This window comes from Micromonospora sp. KLBMP9576 (genome assembly GCF_050941805.1).
In the GTDB taxonomy this organism is placed as follows: Bacteria; Actinomycetota; Actinomycetes; order Mycobacteriales; family Micromonosporaceae; genus Micromonospora.
The window spans coordinates 1,687,176-1,707,473 of the sequence record NZ_CP194567.1 but is presented as its reverse complement, the minus strand read 5'-3'; the positions used below and the strand labels follow the sequence as shown (position 1 = coordinate 1,707,473).

At 74.6% G+C, this 20,298-nt stretch carries 20 protein-coding genes; 7 read left to right on the top strand and 13 right to left on the bottom strand.

Annotation, left to right across the window (positions count from 1 at the left end; genetic code table 11):
• Nucleotides 1-10: 10 nt before the first annotated feature.
• Nucleotides 11-1,039 carry a hypothetical protein gene (locus tag ACQ452_RS07685; RefSeq protein ID WP_433391516.1) on the top strand — a complete coding sequence of 343 codons (1,029 nt, stop codon included), beginning with the start codon at nucleotides 11-13 and terminating at the stop codon, nucleotides 1,037-1,039.
• Nucleotides 1,040-1,042: 3 nt separating this feature from the next.
• Here ACQ452_RS07685 and ACQ452_RS07680 read toward each other — a convergent pair whose 3' ends face one another.
• From ACQ452_RS07680 to rimP, 11 genes are all read right to left on the bottom strand, one after another.
• Nucleotides 1,043-2,368: an MATE family efflux transporter gene (locus tag ACQ452_RS07680; protein WP_433391514.1), complete on the bottom strand. Its 1,326-nt coding sequence runs from the start codon at nucleotides 2,366-2,368 to the stop codon at nucleotides 1,043-1,045.
• A gap of 50 nt (nucleotides 2,369-2,418) precedes the next feature.
• Nucleotides 2,419-3,354 carry a DMT family transporter gene (locus tag ACQ452_RS07675; RefSeq protein WP_433391513.1) on the bottom strand — a complete coding sequence of 312 codons (936 nt, stop codon included), beginning with the start codon at nucleotides 3,352-3,354 and terminating at the stop codon, nucleotides 2,419-2,421.
• A 1,528-nt stretch (nucleotides 3,355-4,882) separates the two neighbouring features.
• The gene (locus ACQ452_RS07670; RefSeq protein WP_433394027.1) at nucleotides 4,883-5,092 is read right to left on the bottom strand and encodes a DUF6186 family protein; all 210 of its coding nucleotides are present in this window, start codon (nucleotides 5,090-5,092) and stop codon (nucleotides 4,883-4,885) included.
• Entirely contained in the window at nucleotides 5,092-5,499 is a 408-nt protein-coding gene (locus ACQ452_RS07665) for a hypothetical protein (protein ID WP_433391510.1), read from the bottom strand. The genes ACQ452_RS07670 and ACQ452_RS07665 overlap by 1 nt, the downstream gene beginning before the upstream one ends.
• A gap of 86 nt (nucleotides 5,500-5,585) precedes the next feature.
• Entirely contained in the window at nucleotides 5,586-6,665 is a 1,080-nt protein-coding gene (locus ACQ452_RS07660; RefSeq protein WP_433391509.1) for a DHH family phosphoesterase, read from the bottom strand.
• Complete coding sequence (gene rbfA / locus ACQ452_RS07655) at nucleotides 6,662-7,153, bottom strand: 30S ribosome-binding factor RbfA (RefSeq protein WP_433391507.1); 492 nt, start codon at nucleotides 7,151-7,153, stop codon at nucleotides 6,662-6,664. The genes ACQ452_RS07660 and rbfA overlap by 4 nt, the downstream gene beginning before the upstream one ends.
• 150 nt (nucleotides 7,154-7,303) lie before the next feature.
• A complete protein-coding gene (locus ACQ452_RS07650) occupies nucleotides 7,304-7,597 on the bottom strand; it encodes a DUF503 domain-containing protein (protein ID WP_433391504.1) in 294 nt (97 codons plus the stop codon).
• A gap of 87 nt (nucleotides 7,598-7,684) precedes the next feature.
• Nucleotides 7,685-10,714 carry a translation initiation factor IF-2 gene (gene infB, locus ACQ452_RS07645; RefSeq protein ID WP_433391501.1) on the bottom strand — a complete coding sequence of 1,010 codons (3,030 nt, stop codon included), beginning with the start codon at nucleotides 10,712-10,714 and terminating at the stop codon, nucleotides 7,685-7,687.
• Nucleotides 10,715-10,807: 93 nt separating this feature from the next.
• On the bottom strand, nucleotides 10,808-11,140 hold the full coding sequence (locus tag ACQ452_RS07640) for a YlxR family protein (protein WP_433391499.1): 333 nt from the start codon (nucleotides 11,138-11,140) through the stop codon (nucleotides 10,808-10,810).
• Nucleotides 11,141-11,156: 16 nt separating this feature from the next.
• Entirely contained in the window at nucleotides 11,157-12,200 is a 1,044-nt protein-coding gene (nusA, locus tag ACQ452_RS07635) for a transcription termination factor NusA (RefSeq protein WP_433391496.1), read from the bottom strand.
• Nucleotides 12,197-12,895, bottom strand: a complete 699-nt coding sequence (gene rimP, locus ACQ452_RS07630) for a ribosome maturation factor RimP (RefSeq protein WP_433391493.1) — start codon at nucleotides 12,893-12,895, stop codon at nucleotides 12,197-12,199. Before rimP ends, nusA begins: the two co-directional genes overlap by 4 nt.
• Nucleotides 12,896-13,123: 228 nt before the next feature.
• On the opposite strand from rimP, the gene ACQ452_RS07625 reads away from it, so the two are divergent.
• The 6 genes from ACQ452_RS07625 to ACQ452_RS07600 are packed head-to-tail and all read left to right on the top strand — an operon-like array spanning nucleotide 13,124 to nucleotide 18,651.
• Entirely contained in the window at nucleotides 13,124-13,573 is a 450-nt protein-coding gene (locus tag ACQ452_RS07625; RefSeq protein WP_433394025.1) for a hypothetical protein, read from the top strand.
• The gene (locus ACQ452_RS07620; protein WP_433391490.1) at nucleotides 13,570-14,016 is read left to right on the top strand and encodes a ferritin-like domain-containing protein; all 447 of its coding nucleotides are present in this window, start codon (nucleotides 13,570-13,572) and stop codon (nucleotides 14,014-14,016) included. Before ACQ452_RS07625 ends, ACQ452_RS07620 begins: the two co-directional genes overlap by 4 nt.
• Nucleotides 14,017-14,071: 55 nt before the next feature.
• The gene (locus ACQ452_RS07615; protein WP_433391487.1) at nucleotides 14,072-14,659 is read left to right on the top strand and encodes a PadR family transcriptional regulator; all 588 of its coding nucleotides are present in this window, start codon (nucleotides 14,072-14,074) and stop codon (nucleotides 14,657-14,659) included.
• Entirely contained in the window at nucleotides 14,656-15,399 is a 744-nt protein-coding gene (locus ACQ452_RS07610) for an ABC transporter ATP-binding protein (protein ID WP_433391484.1), read from the top strand. Before ACQ452_RS07615 ends, ACQ452_RS07610 begins: the two co-directional genes overlap by 4 nt.
• On the top strand, nucleotides 15,396-18,119 hold the full coding sequence (locus ACQ452_RS07605) for an FtsX-like permease family protein (protein WP_433391481.1): 2,724 nt from the start codon (nucleotides 15,396-15,398) through the stop codon (nucleotides 18,117-18,119). Before ACQ452_RS07610 ends, ACQ452_RS07605 begins: the two co-directional genes overlap by 4 nt.
• Nucleotides 18,120-18,147: 28 nt before the next feature.
• Entirely contained in the window at nucleotides 18,148-18,651 is a 504-nt protein-coding gene (locus tag ACQ452_RS07600; protein ID WP_433391479.1) for a nitroreductase/quinone reductase family protein, read from the top strand.
• 64 nt (nucleotides 18,652-18,715) lie between these two features.
• On the opposite strand, the gene ACQ452_RS07595 is transcribed toward ACQ452_RS07600, so the two are convergent.
• Both ACQ452_RS07595 and map read right to left on the bottom strand, forming a co-directional pair.
• Nucleotides 18,716-19,432 carry a VIT1/CCC1 transporter family protein gene (locus ACQ452_RS07595; protein ID WP_433391476.1) on the bottom strand — a complete coding sequence of 239 codons (717 nt, stop codon included), beginning with the start codon at nucleotides 19,430-19,432 and terminating at the stop codon, nucleotides 18,716-18,718.
• On the bottom strand, nucleotides 19,429-20,286 hold the full coding sequence (gene map / locus ACQ452_RS07590; RefSeq protein ID WP_433391473.1) for a type I methionyl aminopeptidase: 858 nt from the start codon (nucleotides 20,284-20,286) through the stop codon (nucleotides 19,429-19,431). The genes ACQ452_RS07595 and map overlap by 4 nt, the downstream gene beginning before the upstream one ends.
• Nucleotides 20,287-20,298 lie beyond the last annotated feature (12 nt).

Genomic DNA, 20,298 nt, shown 5'->3' with positions numbered 1-20,298 from the left:
CGGGGGCACGATGTGCAGCGATCCGCCCGCCGGCCCCGCCGAGTTCGCAGGCCAGGCGCCGCCCGCCGATGGAGCCGAGGGCCCGCGTGAGGTCCGGTTCGCCCAGGTGGAGCCGACGCACCTGCCCGACTGGATGCAGTCGCCGGTGGTGGAGCGCCGCCCGACCGGGCTGGACCGGCCGCGGTTCTTCTGGGCCCGGCACAACGGCCCGCTGACAGTCGGCCTCGGGTTCGCGCTGGCCCTGCTGATGGTGGCGGGGGGCGCGTGGTGGGTCGACCGGGTCGCCGACGGATACCGTGCGGCGACGACCGCACCGACGGCGAGTGCGGCACCCGAGCCGAGCAGCGCGGTCGGCATGCCACGGGATCTCTTCGCCGGCACCCCGGCCGCCGCCTTCGCCGTCGGCGCGGAGGCGATCGTCCTGCCGGCGGCCACCGCCGAGGGCCCGTTCAGCAAGGCCCAGGTGGGTGCCGCGCTCAACTCGGTCCGCAGGGCGCTGAACGAGAGTCGCCTGGAGACCGGGATGCTGGTCGGTGACACCGCGCCGTTCCTCGGCCTGCTGGCGCCGGACTCCCGCGCCCAGATGCGTCCGCACTTCGACAACTCCCGGTTCCTGCACGTCGCCACGAGGATCGGAACCCATACGAACTGGGCGTACGACACCCGCGCGCGGGGGCGGATCAGCTACCGGGCGACGAAGGTGAACGGGGTGCGCCTGCTGGAGGTGACCACCGAGTTCGTCTGGGTGTACTCGTTCGACGTGGTGCGCCGGGCACCGGCCGGCGCCGGCCTGGTCGCGGTCCGCGACCAGCTGCTCTGGCAGGTGCCGCACCCCGCCGACGTGCCGGCCTCCGCGCGGGGACTCTGGCTGGCCTCCGCGAAGGCCGTCACCTGGAACGCCGACTGCGCCCTGCTGCGCGACGGCTGGCTGGACGTGACCCCGTGGCTGCCGGACGTGCACGGCGACCGCGCGCCGGCTGGCGACCCCGGCGCCTACTTCGACCCGGCCGCCCCCATGCCGACGCGCATGAGGTGCTGAGGCTCAGCGCACCGCGCCCACCACGGCCCAGTGCCCGGAGCGCAGCCGCAGCAGCAGGCCGACCAGGCGGAGCACCACGAAGAGCGTGAGCCCCGCCCAGATCCCGCCGAGCCCGAGTTCGAGCCCGTACGCCAGCCAGATCGCCGGCAGGAAGCCGCCAAGCGCGGCCACGATCGTGAGGTTGCGCAGGTAGCGCACGTCACCGGCGCCGATCAGCACCCCGTCGAGGGCGAACACGACGCCGGCCAGCGGCAGCATCCCCACGAACCACGGCCAGGCGAGCATGGCCTGCTCACGTACCTGCGGATCGGCACTGAACCAGCCGGGGACCACGCCGGCGCCGGCGGCGATGAGCACGGCGAACGCCACGCCACAGGCGCCACCGAGCAGCCCGATGCGGCGCGCGAGGGCCCGGGCGGTGGCATCGTCGCCGGCCCCGAGCGCCGCGCCGACCAGGGACTGGGCGGCGATGGCGAGCGCGTCGAGCACCAGGGCGGTGAAGAACCACAGTTGCAGGGCGATCTGGTGGGCGCCGACGGCGGTGGTCCCGAAACGCGCGGCGACGGCGGTGGCGGAGAGGAAGCTGGCCTGGAACGCGACGCCCCGGATCAGCAGGTCCCGGCTGAGCGCCAACTGCTGCCGGATCAGCCTCGGCCGGGGCCGCAGCGAGACCCGCTCGGCGACCAGCGCCCCGGCGAAGAGCGCACCGCCGAGGCTCTGGGCGACCACGTTGGCCACCGCGGAGCCGACCAGCCCCAGCCCCGCCGGATAGACCAGCACGGGGCAGAGCACGGCGGAGAGCAGGTTGGGGCCGAGCACGAACAGCAGCGGGCGGCGCATGTCCTGCACGCCGCGCAGCCAGCCGTTGCCGGCGGCGGCGAGCAGCAGCCCGGGGGCGCCGAGCGCCGCGACCCGCAGCCACTGCGCGGCGGCGTCGGCCACCTCGCCGGGGCCCCCGACGAGGGTACGCGCCAGCGCACCGCCGCCGATCTGCATGCCGAGCGCCACCAGCACCCCGACCCCGAGGGCGAGCCAGGATGCCTGGACGCCCTCGGCGACGGCGGCGGCCCGGTCGCCGGCCCCGAACCGGCGGGCCGACCGCCCCGTGGTGCCGTACGCGACCACGGTGCCGAGCCACGCGATGAGCGTCAGCACCGTCCCGCCGACGGCCAGTGCGGCCAGCGGCACCCGGCCGAGGTGGCCCACCACCGCCGTGTCCACGAGGACGTAGATGGGCTCGGCGGCCAGCACCACCAACGCCGGCAGCGCCAGCGCGGCGATCCGGCGGGGGGTGACGGCCGGCGGACCGGCGGCGACGGAGTGACTCATCGCCGCCGATCCTGGCACGGCCAGGTAAGGAGCGCAATGTGCGCCATCACTTACTTCTGGCCGGCCTGCCGGGGGGCCAGGTGCACGACGCCGACGGCGCCGAGCAGGAGCACTCCCCCGACGAGCACCGGCACGGGCAGTGACTCGCCGAGGAGCCAACCCGCGAGCAGCACCGCGGTGAGCGGCTCGACCAGGGTGGAGAGCGCGGCGGCACTGCCGCTGGTGGTGCGCAGTCCCGCATAGAACAGGGCGTACGCCACGGCCGTGGTGACCACCCCGAGGTGCACCAGCAGGGCGACGGGCGCGAGCCGGGCCGGTACACCTATCCCCTCGGCCAGCGCGATCGGGGCCAGCGCCAACGCGCCCACCACGGCGGAGACGGTGGTGAGCGTCATCGACGCGACGCGCTGCGCGGCGTGCCGGCTCAGCACGGTGCTGGCGGCGTAGCCGACACCGGAGCCGAACGCCGCCAGCAGGCCGAGCAGCGGGCGCGGGGCCGTCGCGCCCGGCTGCCCGACCGACACCGTGATGAGCACGAGGCCGACAAGCCCGGCCACCAGAGCGCCCAGCATGGTCCTGCCGGGCAGCCGCCGCGCGCGCACCGACTCCCACCCGAAGATGAGCACGGGGGCGAGCCCGAGGCTGACCACGGTGGCCACCCCGACACCCCCCGCCGCGACGGCGACGAAGTACAGCGCCTGGTAGCCCCCGAGACCGACCCCGATCAGGACGAGGGCCACCGGCTCCGCCCGCAGCGCCACGAGCACCGGGCCCAGCCGGTGCGCCACCAGGGCCACCAGCACCACCGCGCCGATGGCGAGGCGGTAGAAACCGACGCCCGTCGGGGTGAGGGTCGTAGCTTCGCGGACGAGGTGCACGGCGACACCGGTGGTGCCCCACAGCACGCCGGCGGCGGTGACGTACAGCAGACCCCGGCGCGCCCCACCGGCGGACGCGGGACGCGGACGGGGGCTGCCAGGCGACATGGACGAGAAAGACAGCGACGATCGGGACACGGGTGCGCTCCAGGGCAGGATCGAGCCATTGACAGGGTCGACGTCTGTCGGAGCGCACGCACGAACACGCAGTGGGCGTTGCCACCCGAATCCCGCCCCGGGGGCCGCCGTTCAGGAAGGCCCGCCGTGGGAAGACCGGCCACCGTCCAACGGAACGGGACGCGGCCGGTGGTGTGGCGCTCCGCTCAGGAGCGCGGCGGGGGCAGCACGCCCCGGAACAACCTCATAACCGACCCTAACCCGCCACGCCGCCCACCGTCCCGCCGGTTTCCCGCCCCCCTGTCGCGCCGGTTTCTCTCTCCCCGTCGCGCTGGTGTGTCGCGCCCACCCGCGCCGCCGGCGTTGCGCCCACCGCAATGCTGGTCTCCCGCCTATCGTGCCCACACCACTGCCCGACGGCGGCTGCGCGCCATCCCCGACCCACCGGATCCGGTGCTGACGCGCGGGCTCCCCGGTGATCAGGACGCCATGGACGTTAACCGACCGTTTTAAGGTCCATGGCGTCCTGATCACCGCTGATAGGCCGGCGCCGTTGCACTGCGTCGACCAAGGCAGAGTCGACCACTAGGCAGACGGGTACGCCGCTCAGTCTTGGCCTCGGCCCGCAAGCGGCAAGCGGCAGACGGCAGACGGCAGACGGGATATCTAGCAAGCGACGCGCCCTGGCGTGCCTCGGCACCGGATGACCGCGCGGGCAGGGCGTTCTTCGCGGGCAGGCACGTCCACGCCGGAAGCCCTCGTCACGGGCGTGCGTCCTGTGGCCGACAGGCGGGCGTCGGCGGAGGCCGCCACGTCCGTGACGGGCACGAACATCCGCCGTGGACAGCCGCACAGCCGCGCGAGGGCAATCTCGCCCGTGGCGGGCACAAGCGCCACCACCAACAGGCAGACCGCCACGCGGGGGCCAGCCACGCGGGGGCCAGCCACGCGGGGGGCTAACGGGCAGCCACGCGCAGGGGGCCCATCCCGTGGCGGGCACGAGCGTCTGTCGCGGACAGGCAACCGCCGGGACCGCTAGGGACGAGCAGGAAAGCAAGGGCGGGCGGGTGGAGGCGGGTTGGGCTCAGAGCCGGGTGGGCGGTGACGCCGTCGGCGTCACCGCCGGTCGGCCTCGGTCACTGACGGGTGTCCATGGAGGTCTGCAGCGCGCGGCGCAGCTGCTCGCGGGCCTCGTCGGTGGTCTGCGGCTTTGGCTTGCTCGGCATGGTGGTCCCCTTCCAGGGCGCGGGTCGCCGACGGCGGCGGCCCTCACGGGCGGTCGTGCTGAGCGCCCGGCAGCGGTCCGGGGTCACCGGAGCGGCTGGTGGGCAGCGTGAGCCCGGGTCGATCGACCCTGCCTGGAGGTGCCGCGGGGTGTGGTGGCACCTCCACGACCAGCGCCGCCACACGACGCCGGCCAGTTCCCAAGCTATCGTTCAGTTCCACATACTGCCCGATGTTCCCGCGATCTGGACTCGCGTTTCGGCTCGCGCGAGGCGGCGGGGCTGAGGACGGGCGGTCACCGGGCCAGGAAGTGCCAGCCCAGCCACCACCAGAAGCCGAACACGCCGATCCGGCCCACCGGCACCGGGCCCACCTCGTAGCGCATCACATAGGCACAGACCTCGCCGAGCGTCGGGATCCGCGACCCCTCACGGCGGGCCGCCCACTCGACGGCGGCGAAGAGCACCAGGGAGACCAGGAAGCCGCCGATGGCCAGGATCCGCATCATCGCCGCACCAGCCCCCAGAACGCCGACAACCAGCCCAGCCAGACCACCGAGCGGACCAGATGGTCCTCCAGCAACGGATCGGCCAGCCGGGAGAACGTGGGGAACTCGTCCCCCGCCGCGAGCACGAAGGTGGTCCCCTCGAAGACCCCGAAGACCACCACCGGCAGCGCCCACCAGGCCGCGGGGGCGCCCAACCGGCGCGGCGCCGGCCGCCGGGGCACCCTGTTGCTCAGGCCCAGCCAGATCAGCACCCCGCCGGTGCCGAGGGTCCAGAGATTGGCCTCGGTCGAGAAGGACGCGAACCGGCCGCCGACCAGCGAGAGGCAGACGAGCACCGGCATGGTGACGGCGGGACGGTCCCAGGCGCGGGGCGCCTCGACGGTGAGGTCGTGGGGCTGCTCCATTTCGCGATTCTCCCCGTACTCGTCGCAACCGGGAAGACGGACACTCCCCGGGGTCACCCCGATCTTCGCGGACGAGGCCCTGCGGGTCAGTGGCGACCGGCGCCGGTCAGCGCGCCGTCGAGCTGCCCGCGGATCCGGTCGACGACATCGTCGACAGTCCCCGAACCGGTGAAGCCGGCGGCGAAGCGGTGCCCGCCGCCGCCCAGCGCGACCGCCACCAGGCTGACGTCCACCGCGCCCTTGCTGCGCATCGACACCGCCCAGTCGCCGGCCGTCGTCTGCTTGACCACGCAGCTCACGTCGGCCTCGGCGGTGCACCGGACCGAGTCGATCAGCGCCTCCAGCACGTACGGCCGCTGGTCGTGGCGGGCCAGGTCGTCCTGCGTCGCGTACGTCCACACCAGCCCGTGCCCGGCGGCTGCGGCGGGCTCCAGGCGGGCCCGGCCGAGCACCTCGCCGAAGAGCCGGACGGCGCCGTACGGCCGGGTGTCGAAGATCCGCCGGGAGATGTCACCGGGGCGGATGCCGGTCTCCAGCAGGCGGGCCGCCATCCGGTGCACCGCCGGGGTGGTCGCCTCGAACCGGAACGAGCCGGTGTCGGTGCTCAGCGCGACGTAGAGGCACTCCGCGATCGCGGCGTCCAGCGTGACGCCGAGCCGGGCCAGCAACTCCTCGGCGACCACCGAGGTGGCCGCCGCGTGCGGGTCCACGAGGTTGACCCGACCGAAGCGGGTGTTCGACGCATGATGGTCGAGCACCAGCGCCGCGCCGGCGGTCTCCAGCCGGTCGACCAGCTCACCGAGCCGCGACTCGCTGGCCGCGTCGAAGCAGATGACCAGGTCGGGGTCGCGGTCCGCCTCGGTGGCCGGCACCAGCAACTCCAGCCCGGGCAGCGCCCGGAACGGCTCCGGCACCTCCGGCGGGCCGGGGAACGTCGCCTGCATCCGCCGTACGCCCAGCTGCCGCAGCCCGAGCGCGAAGCCGAGCATGCTGCCCAGCGCGTCCCCGTCCGGGTTGACGTGGCAGATCAGCAGCACCCGCCCGCCCGGCGGCAGGGCCCGCACGACCGCGACGGCGGCGGTCCAGTCCGCCTCGCTCGGGCCGGAGTCGGCCGGCGGCGCCTCGGCGAGCGCACCACCGGCCGGGCCGCCGGAGGGCCGTGTCACCGCGTGTCCCCGCCCCGGGGCGGAGTCTCGTCGTCGTCGCGCGCCTCGGCGTCGCCGTCCTCTTCGCCGTCCTCGTCGAGCCGGTACGGCTGGGCCTCGCCCGCGTAGTCGGCCCGGGCGGCGATCCGCTGCACCTCGGCGTCGGCGGTGCGGGCCTGCACGAGCAGGTCGTCGATGTGCTTGACCTGGTCCTGCACGTCGTCCAGGACGAAGGTCAGCGTCGGCGAGTGCCGCAGCCCCAGCGCCTTGCCGACCGTGCTGCGCAACATGCCCTTCGCGCTCTCCAGCGCTGCCGCCGTGCCCGCCTGGGCCGCCGCGTCGCCGAGCACCGTGTAGAAGACGGTCGCGTCGCGCAGGTCGCCGGTGATCCGGGCGTCGGTGATAGTGATCATGCCAAGCCGGGGATCCTTGATCTGGCTACGCACCACCGACGCGACCAGTTCACGCACCCGCTCCGCGTGCCTGCGTACCTTGGCCGGATCCGACATTTCGCCACCTCCACGGTGTCCCGCTGCCGGCCGCCCACCGGCGGCGCGGAGCGCCGCGGAGCCGACCGACCCAACAACTCGAAACACTACCCGCGCGCCCGCCCGCGTCGCGCGGGGCCGGCACGGCTGCCGGCGGCCCCGCTGGCGGGGTCAGTCCTCGGCGCCGTGCAGCCGCCGACGCACCGAGAGCAGCTCGGTCTCCGGCCGACCGGCCACCAGGCGCTCGCACGAGTCCAGCACTTCACGGACGTGCGACGCCTCGGCGGCCACCACGGCCACGGCAATCTCGGCCCGACCGTGCAGATCGAGCGCCCCCACCTCGGCGGCCGAGACCTCGAAGCGACGCAGCGCCGCCACGATCGGCCGTACGTATGATCTCTTGGCCTTGAGCGACCGGGAGTCGCCCGGCAGCAGCAGGTCGAAGACCGCGGTTCCGGTAAACATCGCCCCGGACGATACCCGCAGGACCCCCCACATGATCAAGGGGTTTACGCCCTTCGGCGTAAACCCCTCGATCAGTGGATCAGCGGATCAGGCGCGAACCTTCTCCCGCATCTCGAAGGTCTCGATGACGTCGCCGACCTGGACGTTGTTGTAACCACCCAGGGTCAGACCACACTCGAAGCCCTCGCGCACCTCCGTGGCGTCGTCCTTGAACCGCTTGAGCGAGCTGATGGTGAGGTTGTCCGCCACCACAGACCCGTCCCGCAGCACGCGCGCCTTGGCGTTGCGCCGGATGACACCCGACCGGACGATGCAGCCGGAGATGTTGCCGATCTTGGACGAGCGGAAGACGTCGCGGATCTCCGCGCTGCCCAGCTCGACCTCCTCGAACTCCGGCTTGAGCAGGCCCTTGAGCGCCGCCTCGATCTCCTCGATGGCCTGGTAGATCACCGTGTAGTACCGGATCTCCACGCCCTCGCGGTCGGCGATCTCGCGGACCTTGTTGGCGGCCCGCACGTTGAAGCCGATGATCGTGACCGGCTCGGAGGACGCACTCGCGAGCATGACATCGCTCTCGGTGATCGCGCCCACGCCCCGGTGGATGATCCTGAGCTGGACCTCCTCCGGGATGTCGAGGTTGAACAGCGCGTCCTCGAGCGCCTCCACGGAACCGGAGACGTCGCCCTTGAGCACCAGGTTGAGCGAGGTCTTCTCGCCCTCCTTGAGCTGCTCCATGAGCGTCTCGAGGGTGGCCCGGCCGCGCGAGTTGGCGAACGAGGCCGCCCGCCGCCGTGCCTGCCGCTGCTCGGCGATCTGACGCACCGTGCGGTCGTCCTCGGCCGCCAGGAACGTGTCGCCGGCACCGGGCACCGCGGTCAGACCGAGCACCAGGACCGGACGGGCCGGACCGGCCTCGGCGACCTGGTTGCCGTTCTCGTCGAGCATCGCCCGGACCCGGCCGTGCGCCCCACCGGCGACGATGGAGTCGCCCGCCCGCAGGGTGCCCTTCTGCACCAGCACCGTCGCCACCGCACCGCGGCCCTTGTCCAGGTGGGCCTCGATGGCCACACCCTGCGCCGGCCCGTCGATCGGAGCGGTCAGCTCCAGCGACGCGTCGGCGGTCAGCAGGACGGCCTCGAGCAGCTCGTCGATGCCGATGCCCGGCTTGGCCGCCACGTTGACGAACATGGTGTCGCCGCCGTACTCCTCGGCGACCAGGCCGTACTCGGTCAGCTGCTGGCGGACCTTGTCCGGGTTGGCCTCCGGCTTGTCGACCTTGTTGACCGCCACCACGATCGGCACGTCGGCCGCCTTGGCGTGGTTCAACGCCTCGATCGTCTGCGGCATGACGCCGTCGTCGGCCGCGACGACCAGCACCACGATGTCCGTGACCTGGGCGCCACGGGCACGCATGGCGGTGAACGCCTCGTGGCCCGGGGTGTCGATGAAGGTCACCGCGCGGTCCACGCCGTCGTGCGGCACGTGGACCTGGTAGGCACCGATGTGCTGGGTGATGCCACCCGCCTCACCGGCCACGACGTTCGCCTTACGGATCGCGTCGAGCAGCTTGGTCTTACCGTGGTCGACGTGACCCATGACGGTCACCACCGGCGCACGACTGACCAGGCGGTCCTGGGCGACCTCGGCGTCGAGGTCGATGTTGAACTGCGCGAGCAGCTCGCGGTCCTCGTCCTCCGGGCTGACGATCTGCACCTCGAAGCCGAGGTGCTCACCCAGCAGCAGCAGGGTCTCGTCGGAGCACGACTGGGTCGCCGTGACCATCTCGCCCAGGTTGAACATCTCCTGGACCAGCGAACCCGGGTTGGCGTTGATCCGGTCGGCGAAGTCCGACAGCGAGGCGCCACGGGAGAGCCGCACGACCTGACCCTGACCCCGGGGGGCACCCGAACTCATGGTCGGAGCCGACAGGTTGTCGAACTCCTGTCTGCGCTGCTTCTTGGACTTGCGACCGCGCGTCGGCCGACCACCCGGACGCCCGAAGGCACCCGCGGCGCCGCCGCCACGGCCACGACCGCCGCCACCGGGACGACCGCCGCCACCAGCCGGCGCGCCCGGACGGAAACCGCCACCGGGTGCACCGCCACCGCCGCCGGGACCGCCACGGTAACCGCCGCCACCGGCACCGGCACCACCGCCGGGACCGCCACGGTAACCGCCGCCACCGGCACCGGCACCACCGCCGGGACCGCCACGGAAGCCACCGCCGCCACCACCGGGACGACCCGCGCCGCCACCACCGGGGCGACCCGCGCCACCGGGGCCGGGGCGACCGGTAGCGGGACGCTGGCTCGGCATGGAGGCCGGGCTCGGACGGGGCGGCATGGAAGCCGGGCTGGGCCGCGGCGGCATGCCGGACGGGTTGGGCCGGGGACCGCCCGCACCGGCGGCCGGAGGCCGCTGCTGCTGCTGGCTGCCCTGGATGCCGAACGGGTTGTTACCGGCGCCGCGCGCCGGCGGACGTCCGCCCGGACGGGCACCCGGGCCCGGAGCCGGCGTGCCGGGACGACCGGCTGCCGGGGAACCCGGACGGGGCGGCATGGCACCCGGACCCGGTCGGGGACCGGGACGGTTACCGCCGTCCGCCGGGGGCTCCCGGCGGACGTTGTCACGCTGCTGCTGGCGAGCGGCCTGGGCGGCCTTGACCGCCGCCTCCTGCTCGGCCTTCAGCGCGGCGGCACGTGCCTCAGCGGCCGCCACCTCGATGTCGTGCGCACTCGCCGGCTGCGCGACCGGGGCCGCGGGCTGCGGCGGACCGGGCAGCGGACCCTTGGGCTTCGCTGGGCCGGGCGTCGGCGCGGTCGGCCGCCGAGGCGGCATCGGCCGGGCCGAGACCCGGGGGCCACCGGGGGCCGGGGAGGGCGTCGTGGTCGGGGTCGGGGTCGAGGTCGGCGCCGGGGCAGCCGTCGGCGGAGCCGCCGGCGACGGAGATCCGGCGGACGCGACGAACGCGGTACGCAGTCGTCGGGCGACGGGCGCCTCGACGGTGCTGGACGCGGACTTCACGAACTCGCCCATCTCCTTGAGCTTGGCGAGAACGGTCTTGCTTTCGACCCCGAGCTCTTTTGCAAGCTCGTGTACGCGGGCCTTACCTGCCACTGCACTCCTCACTCCGAGGTCGTGCGGGCAGCACCCGCAGCGACCTCACTCCTGCACTTGAAGCCTGGTCATTTCAGGGACTTCATCGTGTGCTCATGTCGGTCGTCCTACCCTGCTAGCGACCCTCGCCCGGTCGGGCTGACCGGACGTAGTGGTTGGCGCATCGACGTGCTCCGCAAGCTCACCGTGGTCAGGGACCCCGGTGATGCGCAGCGCCCGCCCGAAAGCGCGTCGCCGCACCGCTTGCGCGAAGCAGGCCGGATCCGGGTGCATGTTCGCTCCCCGACCCGGCAGCCTGCGGGCCGGATCGGGCCGGAGGCTGTGACCAGCCTCGTCACCGATCGCGACGATCCGCAGCAATTCGCTGGCCGGCGCACGCCGACGGCAACCCACACAGGTGCGCTCCGGCAGCGCGTGTCGTACCACTGGAGAAAGTCTACCCCTAGGCGCCCGAGATCGCGCCGCCCGGCTCCGGGACGTGATCAGCCCCGCCCCGGCCGGCGGCCCCAGCCTGCTCGGCGTCGGACCGGATGTCGATCCGCCAACCGGTCAGTCGCGCGGCGAGGCGGGCGTTCTGCCCCTCCCGCCCGATGGCGAGGGAGAGCTGGAAGTCCGGGACGGTGACCCGCGCGGTGCGGCTGGCCAGGTCGACCACCTCGACGCGCAGGGCCTTGGCCGGCGACAGGGCGTTGCCGACGAAGGTCGCCGGGTCGTCCGACCAGTCGATGATGTCGATCTTCTCGCCGTGCAGCTCGCTCATGACCGCGCGGACCCGCTGCCCCATCGGCCCGATGCAGGCGCCCTTGGGGTTGACGCCCTGGGTGGTGGAGCGGACCGCGATCTTCGTGCGGTGACCTGCCTCACGTGCGATCGCGCCGATCTCGACCGTGCCGTCGGCGATCTCCGGCACCTCGAGCGCGAAGAGCTTCTTGACCAGGGCGGGGTGGGACCGCGAGAGGGTGATCTGCGGCCCGCGCATCCCCTTGGCGACGTGCACCACCACGCAACGGATCCGCTCGCCGTGCGCGTAGCGCTCGCCCGGCACCTGCTCCGACTGGGGCAGGACGCCCTCGAGCTTGCCGAGGTCGACGCTGACGATGCCCTTCTCGCTGCGCGCCTCGTGCGCCTGCACCACCCCGGTGACCAGGTCACCGTCGCGGCCCACGTACTCGCCGAAGTGCACCTCGTCGGTGGCCTCCCGCAGCCGCTGGAGGATCACCTGCTTGGCGGTCATCGCGGCGATCCGGCCGAAGTCGTGCGGGGTGTCGTCCCACTCCCGCACCACGGTGCCGTCGTCGTCCAGTTCCTGCGCGTAGACCAGGGCCCCGCCGGTCTTACGGTCGATCTCCACCCGGGAGTGCGACTCCGCACCCTCGGTGTGCCGGTAGGCGGTCAGCAACGCGGTCTCGATCGCCGCGAGGATCGTGTCGAACGGGATCTCCCGCTCGCGCTCGAGTGCGCGCAGCGCCGCGAGGTCGATGTTCACCTCTCCTCGTCCTCCACATCATCTTCGTCGTCGAAGTCGTCGGTGTCGTCCATGTCGTCCGTGTCGTCGAGTTCGTCCGTCTCCTCGATCTCGTCGAGGCGGTGGAACTCGATCTGCACCCGGCCGGGGCCGAGCTCGGCGTACGTCCACGCGGTGCGGCCGGTGTCGGCCTCCAGCACCACGCGCTCGTCGTCGGCCTCGACCACCCGGCCGGTGACCTGCCGGTCGCCGGCGGGCTGCCCGGTGGGGGCGCCCGCGCCGCGGGCGGTCACCTTGACGAGCCGCCCGACGTTGCGTCGCCAGTGTCGGGGCAGGGTGAGCGGCCGGTCCACACCGGGGGAGCTGATCTCCAGCTGGTACTCCCCGGCGACGAGGTCGCCCCCGGCCTCCTCGGCCGCGTCGAGAGCCGCGGAGACGGCCCGGGAGACCTCGGCGACGGCATCCAGCCGGATCCCGCCGTCGGCGTCCACGATCACCCGCACCACGTGTCGCCGGCCGGCCCGGGAGACGGAGAGGTCCTCCAGGTCGTAGCCGGCGGCGGTGACCACCGGCTCGATCACCGCACGCAGCCGGGCCCGCCGGGCGGCGAGGTCGCCGCGCGGGCCGACGGCCCGCTCCCCGCCCCGTGGGGCGTCGGCGCGCCGGGGCCTCCCCGCCGGACCCGTCGGCCTCGTGGCACGGCCACGCTGCGTCATCTCCGCACCCTCCTGCTGATCGACGGCACCGGTCGGCCGCCATGTCGGGACGCCACCGGAGCTGACGCCCCGGTGGTTGCGCAGAGCGTAACGCGCCTGCCGGGCGCCGGACCGGGCGGCGCACCGACGCCGGTGCCCCCCGCACACCCGGTGATGGTGTTGACTTGTCCGGTGGCGACGGGCAGACCCAGACAACAGGGCGAGACAACCGGGCATTCCCGGCGAAAGCTGCTGCGCGCCGGGGCGCTCCTCGCGCTCGGCGGGGTGGCGGCCCCCCTGACCGGCTGCGGCCTGCTCGACCGCGACACCGGCCCCGCCCCCGGGCCGGACCCGCTCACGCCGCTGCTCGACGAGTCGCTCCGGCTCGCCGCCGGGCACCGGGACGCCGCTGCCGCGCACCCCGCGCTCGCCGGCCTGCTCACCCCGATCGCCGAGGCGCACCAGGCCCACGCGGCCGAGCTGGCCCGGGTCCTCGGCGTGCCGCTGCCGTCGGCGTCCGCCGCGGCCACCCCCGCCGCCGCCGGCGACCCGAAGGCGACGCGGGCCGCGCTGCGCGAGGGCGAACGCGCCGGCCGGGAGGCCGCGACCAGGGCCTGCGCGGCGGCGCCGGCCGAACGGGCCGCCCTGCTCGCCTCGATCGCCGCCGCCCGGGCCACGCACCTGGAGGTGCTGCGGTGACCACGCCGACACCATCCGGGCCGACCAGGGCGCTCGGCGCGGCGCTGGCCGCCGAATACGCCGCGATCTGGGCGTACGGGCCCATCGGGGTACGCCTCGACGGCGCGGCCCGGACCGCCGCGAGGGAGGCGGAGGCCGCCCACCGGCGCCGCCGCGACGCCCTGATCATGCAGCTGAGCGCCGGCGGCGGAAGCGTCCCGCCGGACCGGGCCGGCTACACGCTGCCGTTCCCGGTCACCGACCGGGCGAGCGCGTTGCGCCTGGCCGTCGAGGTGGAGGAGCGCACGGCCGCGTTCTGGCGGGCGGCGGTGCCCGCCACCACCGGCGCCGACCGGGACGTCGCCCTGGCCGCCCTGGTGGAGTACGCCCTGCGGGCCACCCGGTGGCGCCGGACGGCCGGGATCACCCCCCTGACGGTGCCGTTCCCGGGCCGGCCCACCTGACCCGCCGCGCCGCCCCGGTTGCGGGTCACATACCAGGTATGCATACTCCGTTTCCATGTCCATCCGTCACGGGCTGCTCGCCCTGCTCGAGCGCGGCCAGATGTACGGCTACCAGCTGCGCGCCGCGTTCGAGCAGTCGACCGGCTCGACCTGGCCGCTGAACATCGGGCAGGTCTACACCACCCTGTCCCGGCTGGAACGGGACGGGCTGGTCCGGTCACTGCCCGAGAGCGAGGCCGGGCAGCGGCCGTACGAGATCACCGACGCCGGGCGGGCGGACCTGGCCCTCTGGTTCGCCACCCCGATCAGCCGCACCGACCGCCCCCGCGACGAGTTGGCGATCAAGCTGGCCCTCGCGCTGACCACCCCCGGGGTCGACGTGCGGTCGGTCGTGCAGACCCAGCGCAGCGCGACCATGCGGACGTTGCAGGAGTTGACCCGGCTGAAGTACGCCAGCGACCGCCCGGAGGACCTGCCGTGGCGGCTGGTGCTGGACGCCATGGTCTTCCAGGCCGAGGCCGAGGTGCGCTGGCTGGACCACTGTGAGGCCAGCCTCGTGCGCTACCGGCCGGCCGCGCCCGGTCACGCCCCGGCGCCCCCCGCCGAGGCGGTGCACCGGGCCGACGAGGAGGTACGCCGGTGAACACAGGCGACGACCCGGCCACGCCCGTGCTCGACGTCCGCGACGTGCACCGCACCCACGGCACCGGACCGGCGGCGGTGCACGCGCTGCGCGGGGTGAGCCTCACTGTGCGCTGCGGGGAACTCGTCGCCGTCATGGGGGCGTCCGGCTCGGGAAAGTCGACACTGCTCGCCCTGGCCGGCGGGCTGGACGGCCCGACCGCCGGCGAGGTGTACGTGCAGGGCGAGCCGCTCGCCGGCCTCAACCGCCGCCGGCTGGCCCGGCTACGGCGCCGCCGGATCGGCTACGTCTTCCAGGACCTCAACCTGCTCGGCAGCCTCAGCGCCGTGGAGAACGTCGCCCTGCCCCTCGAACTCGACGGGACGGGCGTGCGACGGGCCCGGCGGCTGGCCCTGGCCGCGCTGGCCGAGGTGGGCCTGCCCGAGCTGGGCGACCGGTTCCCCGACCAGCTCTCGGGCGGCCAGCAGCAGCGGGTGGCGATCGCCCGCGCGCTCGTCGGCGATCGCCGGCTGGTGCTGGCCGACGAGCCGACCGGCGCGCTGGACTCGCAGACCGGCGAGGCGGTGCTGCACCTGCTGCGGTGCCGGGTCGACGCCGGCGCCGCCGCCGTGCTGGTCACCCACGAGGCGCGGCACGCCGCCTGGGCCGACCGGGTGGTCTTCCTGCGCGACGGGGTGCTGGTCGACTCGACGGCCCCGCTCGGCAGCGTGGAGCAGCTGCTGAGCGGCAGCGGTCGGTGAGCGCCGGCGGGGCCGGCCGGCTCGCGCGCACCACCGGCTCCTGGCGGGCCGCACTGCGGATCGCCCGGCGGGAGGCCCGGCGGGCGCGCGGGCGTACGGCGCTGGTGCTCACGATGATCACCATTCCGGTGCTGGCGCTGACCTTCACCGCCGTGAGCTGGCGGATGTCCGAGCTGACTCCCGGCGAGCAGATGGACCGCCAGCTCGGCAGTGCCGACGCGGAACTGCTCTGGGTGTCGCCGCACCCCATCACCCAGAGCGCCTGGGGCGACGGCTGGCACACCGGCGGCCAAGAGTCGCACGGCAGCGTGGGTGCCACCGCCGAGCAGGTGAGCGCCCTGCTGCCGGCGGGCAGCCGGGTGGTGCCGCTGTGCCGGTGGGCGCCGTTCGACGCCCGGGTCGGCGCGCGGATCGAGGACACCACCAGGGCACGCGCCGTGGACCTCGCCGACCCGCTCGGCCGCGGGATGGCCCGGCTCCACTCCGGACGCGCGCCGGCCGGCCCGGCCGAGATCGCGGTCAGCCCCGCGGCGCTGCGCCGCCTCGACGTCCGTCCCGGTGGGACCGTCACCTCCGCCGACGGCACCCGCTCCTGGCGGGTGGTCGGGGTCGCCGAGTACCCCGACGACCTGGGCGCGGTGGTGACCCTGCACCCGACGGCGGTGGGGACCGAACAGGACAGGAGCTGGTTGGTCGACCTGCCCGGCGGCATCGACGAGGAACTGTTCCGGCGGCTCAACGCGCAGGGCGTCCTCGTCCGGGCCCGCACCCCCGCCCCGTCGTCGGGCACCGTCGGGGCCCCGACCGACGGGGTCTCCTCGATGGACGTGGAGGGGATGAGCATCTCGGTGCTCGTCGGCGGGCTGGGGCTGCTGGAGGTGGTGCTGCTCGTCGGGCCGGCCTTCGCGGTCGGCGTACGGCGCCGCCGCCGGGACCTCGCGCTGGTGGCGGTGGCCGGCGGGGACGACGCCCACCTGCGTCGCATCGTGCTGGCCGACGGTGTGGTGCTGGGCGCCCTCGGGGCCGCCGTCGGGGTCGCGCTCGGCGTCGCCGCCGCGTTCGCCGGTCGCCCGCTGGTGGAGCAGCACGTCTACGGCGCGCGTTTCGGCGCGTACCGCTGCTGGCCCGAGGCCCTCGCCGCGATCGCGGCCGTCGCGGTGCTGGCCGGGGTGCTGGCCGCGTTGGCGCCGGCCTGGACGGCCGCCCGGCAGGACGTGGTGGCGGGGTTGGCCGGCCGGCGCACCGCGCCCGCGCACCGGCGGCGCTGGTTGACGGCGGGGCTGGCGCTGACCGTGGGTGGGGCGGCGGTGGCCGCGTTCGGGGCGGCCCGGACGGCACCGGCGGTGGTCCTCGCCGGCATCGTCCTCGGCGAGTTGGGGCTGGTCTTCGCCACCCCGACGCTGGTCGGCCTGCTCGCCCGCCTCGGGCGGTCGCTGCCGCTGGCCCCCCGCATCGCGCTGCGCGACGCCAGCCGCAACCGGTCGTCGACCGCGCCGGCGATCTCGGCCGTGATGGCGGCGGTCGCCGGCAGCGTCGCCATCGGCGTGTACCTGGCCAGCGACGAGGCCCGGACGGCCGAGTCGTACCGGCCCGCCCTGCCGGTCGGCAGCGTGCTGGTGACCGGCCCCGGCCCGGCCGGACCGCCGGCGCTGCCCCGTCTCGCCGAGGCGGCCCGCGCCCACCTGGGCGCCGGGCCGGCGGTGCCCCTCGCCGCCGCCGGTTGCCGCCCGGACCCGGAACTGTGCGTGGTCTCCGCCGTGCTACCGGCCGAGCGCGCGTGCCCGTGGACGCCGGACCACCGGCTCAGCCCGGCACAGCAGCGACGGGCCCGCGCCGACGCCCGCTGTAACACGGGCCCGCAGGGCCCCTTCGGCGGCTACTTCGAGGTGACGGTGGACGACGGCCGGGCGCTGCCGGTGCTCACCGGCGCCGCGCCCGTCGACGTCGCCGCCGCCACCGCCGTGCTGCGGGCCGGCGGCGTCGTGGTGACCGATCCGCGCTACGTGGTCGACGGGCGGGCCGAGCTGCGGGTGACCCGCACCGGGCCGGACCGGCCCACCGTCGCGGTCACCAGCACCGTCGCCGCGTACCCGCTGCCCACCGGGCTGGACCAGGACCGGCTGCTGCTCTCCCGGCCGGCGGCCGAACGGCTCGGACTGACCGTGCGCCCGCTCGGCTGGGCGTTCACCACCGACGGCGTTTCCGCCGGGGACCGGCAGGACCGCTCCGCTGAGGACCGGCAGGACCGGTTCGTCGCCGCCGTGCGCCCGCTCGGCGCCCAGGTGGAGTTCGAGCGGGGTGACCGTAACGCCCCGCAGCGGCCCCTGCTGCTCCTGCTGGCCGCCGCGGCCGGGGTGATCACCGTGGGCGCCGCCGGCGCCGCCACCGGCCTGGCCGCGGCCGAGGGACGGGCCGACCTGTCCACCCTCGCGGCGGTCGGCGCCGGCCCGGGGCTGCGCCGCCTGTTGTCGCTCTGCCAGTCGGGGGTGATCGCGGTGCTGGGCTCGGCGCTCGGCATCGTCGCCGGCCTGGGCTCCGCGTCGATCATCCTGAACGCCCTCAACCGCCGCTACGCCGGCCTGTGGCCGGTCGTGGAGCCGTACCCGTTCCTCGTCCCGTGGGCCACGCTCGGCGTCCTGGTGGTGGTGCCGCTGGTCGCGATGCTCGGCGCGGGACTGTTCACCCGGTCCCGGCTGCCGGTCGAGCGACGTCTCGACTGACGGGCCGGCAGCGGGCACACTGGTTGCCGTGCCCGTACTCGGAACCCTCACCCGGCGTGTCGGTCACCACCGCTGGTTCGGCGCCGCCGTCCGCCTGCTCGTGCCCGCCGACCGCGTGGTCGGGCGACTGACCGGGGGGCGGGTGGTCGCGCTCGGGCTCATTCCGTCGCTGGTCATCACCACCACCGGCCGCCGCTCCGGCAAGCCGCGCAGCAACCCGCTGCTCTACGTGCCCGACGGCGACGCCTACGTGGTGGTGGGCTCCAACTTCGGCCAGTCCCACCAGCCCGGCTGGGCCATGAACCTGCGCGCCGACCCGGCCGCCGAGGTGGCCGTCAAGGGCCGCCGCGTGCCGGTGCGCGCGCAGGTCGCCACCGGCGCCGAACGGGACCGGCTCTGGACGCTGCTGGTCACCGAGTGGCCCGCCTACCGGACGTACGCGCAGCGCGCCGGCGGCCGGGAGATCCTCGTCTTCCGGCTGGTGCCGGGCGGCCCCGGCGTGTCGGCCGCCCGCGACCAGGGCGACGCGTAGCCGCCGGGGCGGGCGCGGGCACCCGCACCGCCCGAACCACGCCACCGCCGACCCGGCGGAGCACTCAGCCGATTCCGCCCTGCACGCCGACGAGGGTGCCGATGAGGTAGGTCGCGCCGGCCGCCGCCGCGCCGAGCAGGAGCTGGCGCAGACCGCCGGACCACCAGGGCCGGGCGGTGAACCGGGCGACGACCACACCGGCCACGAAAAGCCCGAGCCCGCCGACCGCGAGCGCCAGCCACAGGCTCGTCGCACCGAACAGGTAGGTCAGCAGCGGCACCAGCGCCCCGACCGAGAAGCACAGGAACGACGAGATCGCCGCCGCCCAGGGGCTGGGATGCGCGTACGGGTCGACGCCGAGTTCCTCCTGCACGTGCACCCGCAGCGCCTCCTCCGGGTTGCGCCGCACCGCCTGGGCGACCTCCGTGGCGAGTTCACGCGACAGCCCGCGCGCCACCCAGGCGTCGGCCAGCTCGCGCGCCTCGGCCTCGGGGTGCCGCTCCAACTCGCGGCGTTCCTTGGCGACCTCGGCCGCGACCTGTTCGTTTGCCGACCGGACGCTGGTGTATTCCCCCAGCCCCATCGAGATGGCGCCCGCGACCAGGCCGGCCACGCCGGTCAGCACGACGTTGCGGGGCGACACCCCGCCGCCGGCCACCCCGGCGATCAGGGCGATGTTGGTGACCAGCCCGTCCATCGCCCCGAACACGGCCGGGCGCAGCCAGCCGCCGGAGACGTCCGCGTGGTGCGCCTCCCGCAGCGCCGCCGGGGTGTCCGTCACGGCAGGGTGAGGATCTCGTGACCGTCCTCGGTCACCACGATGGTGTGCTCGAACTGGGCCGTCCACCGGCGGTCCTTCGTCACCACGGTCCAGCCGTCGTCCCACATGTCGTACTCGTAGGTGCCGAGGGTGATCATCGGCTCGATGGTGAAGGTCATCCCCGGCTCCATCACGTCCGTGGGGCGGGGGCTGTCGTAGTGCGGCACGTAGAGCCCGCTGTGGAATGCCTCGCCGATGCCGTGGCCGGTGAAGTCACGCACGACGCCGTAGCCGAACCGCTTCGCGTACGACTCGATGACCCGGCCGATCACGTTGATCTGGCGGCCCGGGGCGACCGCGCGGATGCCGCGCATCGTCGCCTCGTGGGTGCGCTCGACCAGCAGCCGCGCCTCCTCGCCGACCTCGCCGACGCAGAAGGTGGCGTCCGTGTCGCCGTGCACCCCGTCGAGGTACGCGGTCACGTCGACGTTGACGATGTCGCCGTCGGCGAGCACGGTGGAGTCGGGGATGCCGTGGCAGATCACCTCGTTGAGGCTGGTGCAGCACGACTTCGGGAAGCCCCGGTAGCCCAGCGTGGACGGGTAGGCGCCGTGGTCGCAGAGGAACTCGTGCACGACCCGGTCGATCTCGTCGGTGGTCACGCCGGGCTTGCAGTGCTCGCCGGCGAGCTGGGTGGCCTGCGCCGCGAGTCGACCGGCGACCCGCATCTTCTCGATGGTCTCCGGCGTCTGCACGTGCGAACCGCGCCACTCCTGCGGACGCTTCTTGCCCACGTACTCCGGGCGGACGATGTGGGCGGGCACTGGCCGCAACGGGGAGAGGGTGCCGGGGGTCAGCGGCGCACGGACGGTCATGACGCGAGTTTA

Bases quoted from the DNA above. Each gene is read 5' to 3' on its own strand.
- ACQ452_RS07685 (WP_433391516.1), top strand. From the start codon at position 11: ATGTGCAGCGATCCGCCCGCCGGCCCCGCCGAGTTCGCAGGCCAGGCG.
- ACQ452_RS07680 (WP_433391514.1), bottom strand. From the start codon at position 2,368: ATGAGTCACTCCGTCGCCGCCGGTCCGCCGGCCGTCACCCCCCGCCGG.
- ACQ452_RS07675 (WP_433391513.1), bottom strand. From the start codon at position 3,354: ATGTCGCCTGGCAGCCCCCGTCCGCGTCCCGCGTCCGCCGGTGGGGCG.
- ACQ452_RS07670 (WP_433394027.1), bottom strand. From the start codon at position 5,092: ATGCGGATCCTGGCCATCGGCGGCTTCCTGGTCTCCCTGGTGCTCTTC.
- ACQ452_RS07665 (WP_433391510.1), bottom strand. From the start codon at position 5,499: ATGGAGCAGCCCCACGACCTCACCGTCGAGGCGCCCCGCGCCTGGGAC.
- rbfA (WP_433391507.1), bottom strand. From the start codon at position 7,153: ATGTCGGATCCGGCCAAGGTACGCAGGCACGCGGAGCGGGTGCGTGAA.
- ACQ452_RS07650 (WP_433391504.1), bottom strand. From the start codon at position 7,597: ATGTTTACCGGAACCGCGGTCTTCGACCTGCTGCTGCCGGGCGACTCC.
- rimP (WP_433391493.1), bottom strand. From the start codon at position 12,895: ATGACGCAGCGTGGCCGTGCCACGAGGCCGACGGGTCCGGCGGGGAGG.
- ACQ452_RS07615 (WP_433391487.1), top strand. From the start codon at position 14,072: ATGTCCATCCGTCACGGGCTGCTCGCCCTGCTCGAGCGCGGCCAGATG.
- map (WP_433391473.1), bottom strand. From the start codon at position 20,286: ATGACCGTCCGTGCGCCGCTGACCCCCGGCACCCTCTCCCCGTTGCGG.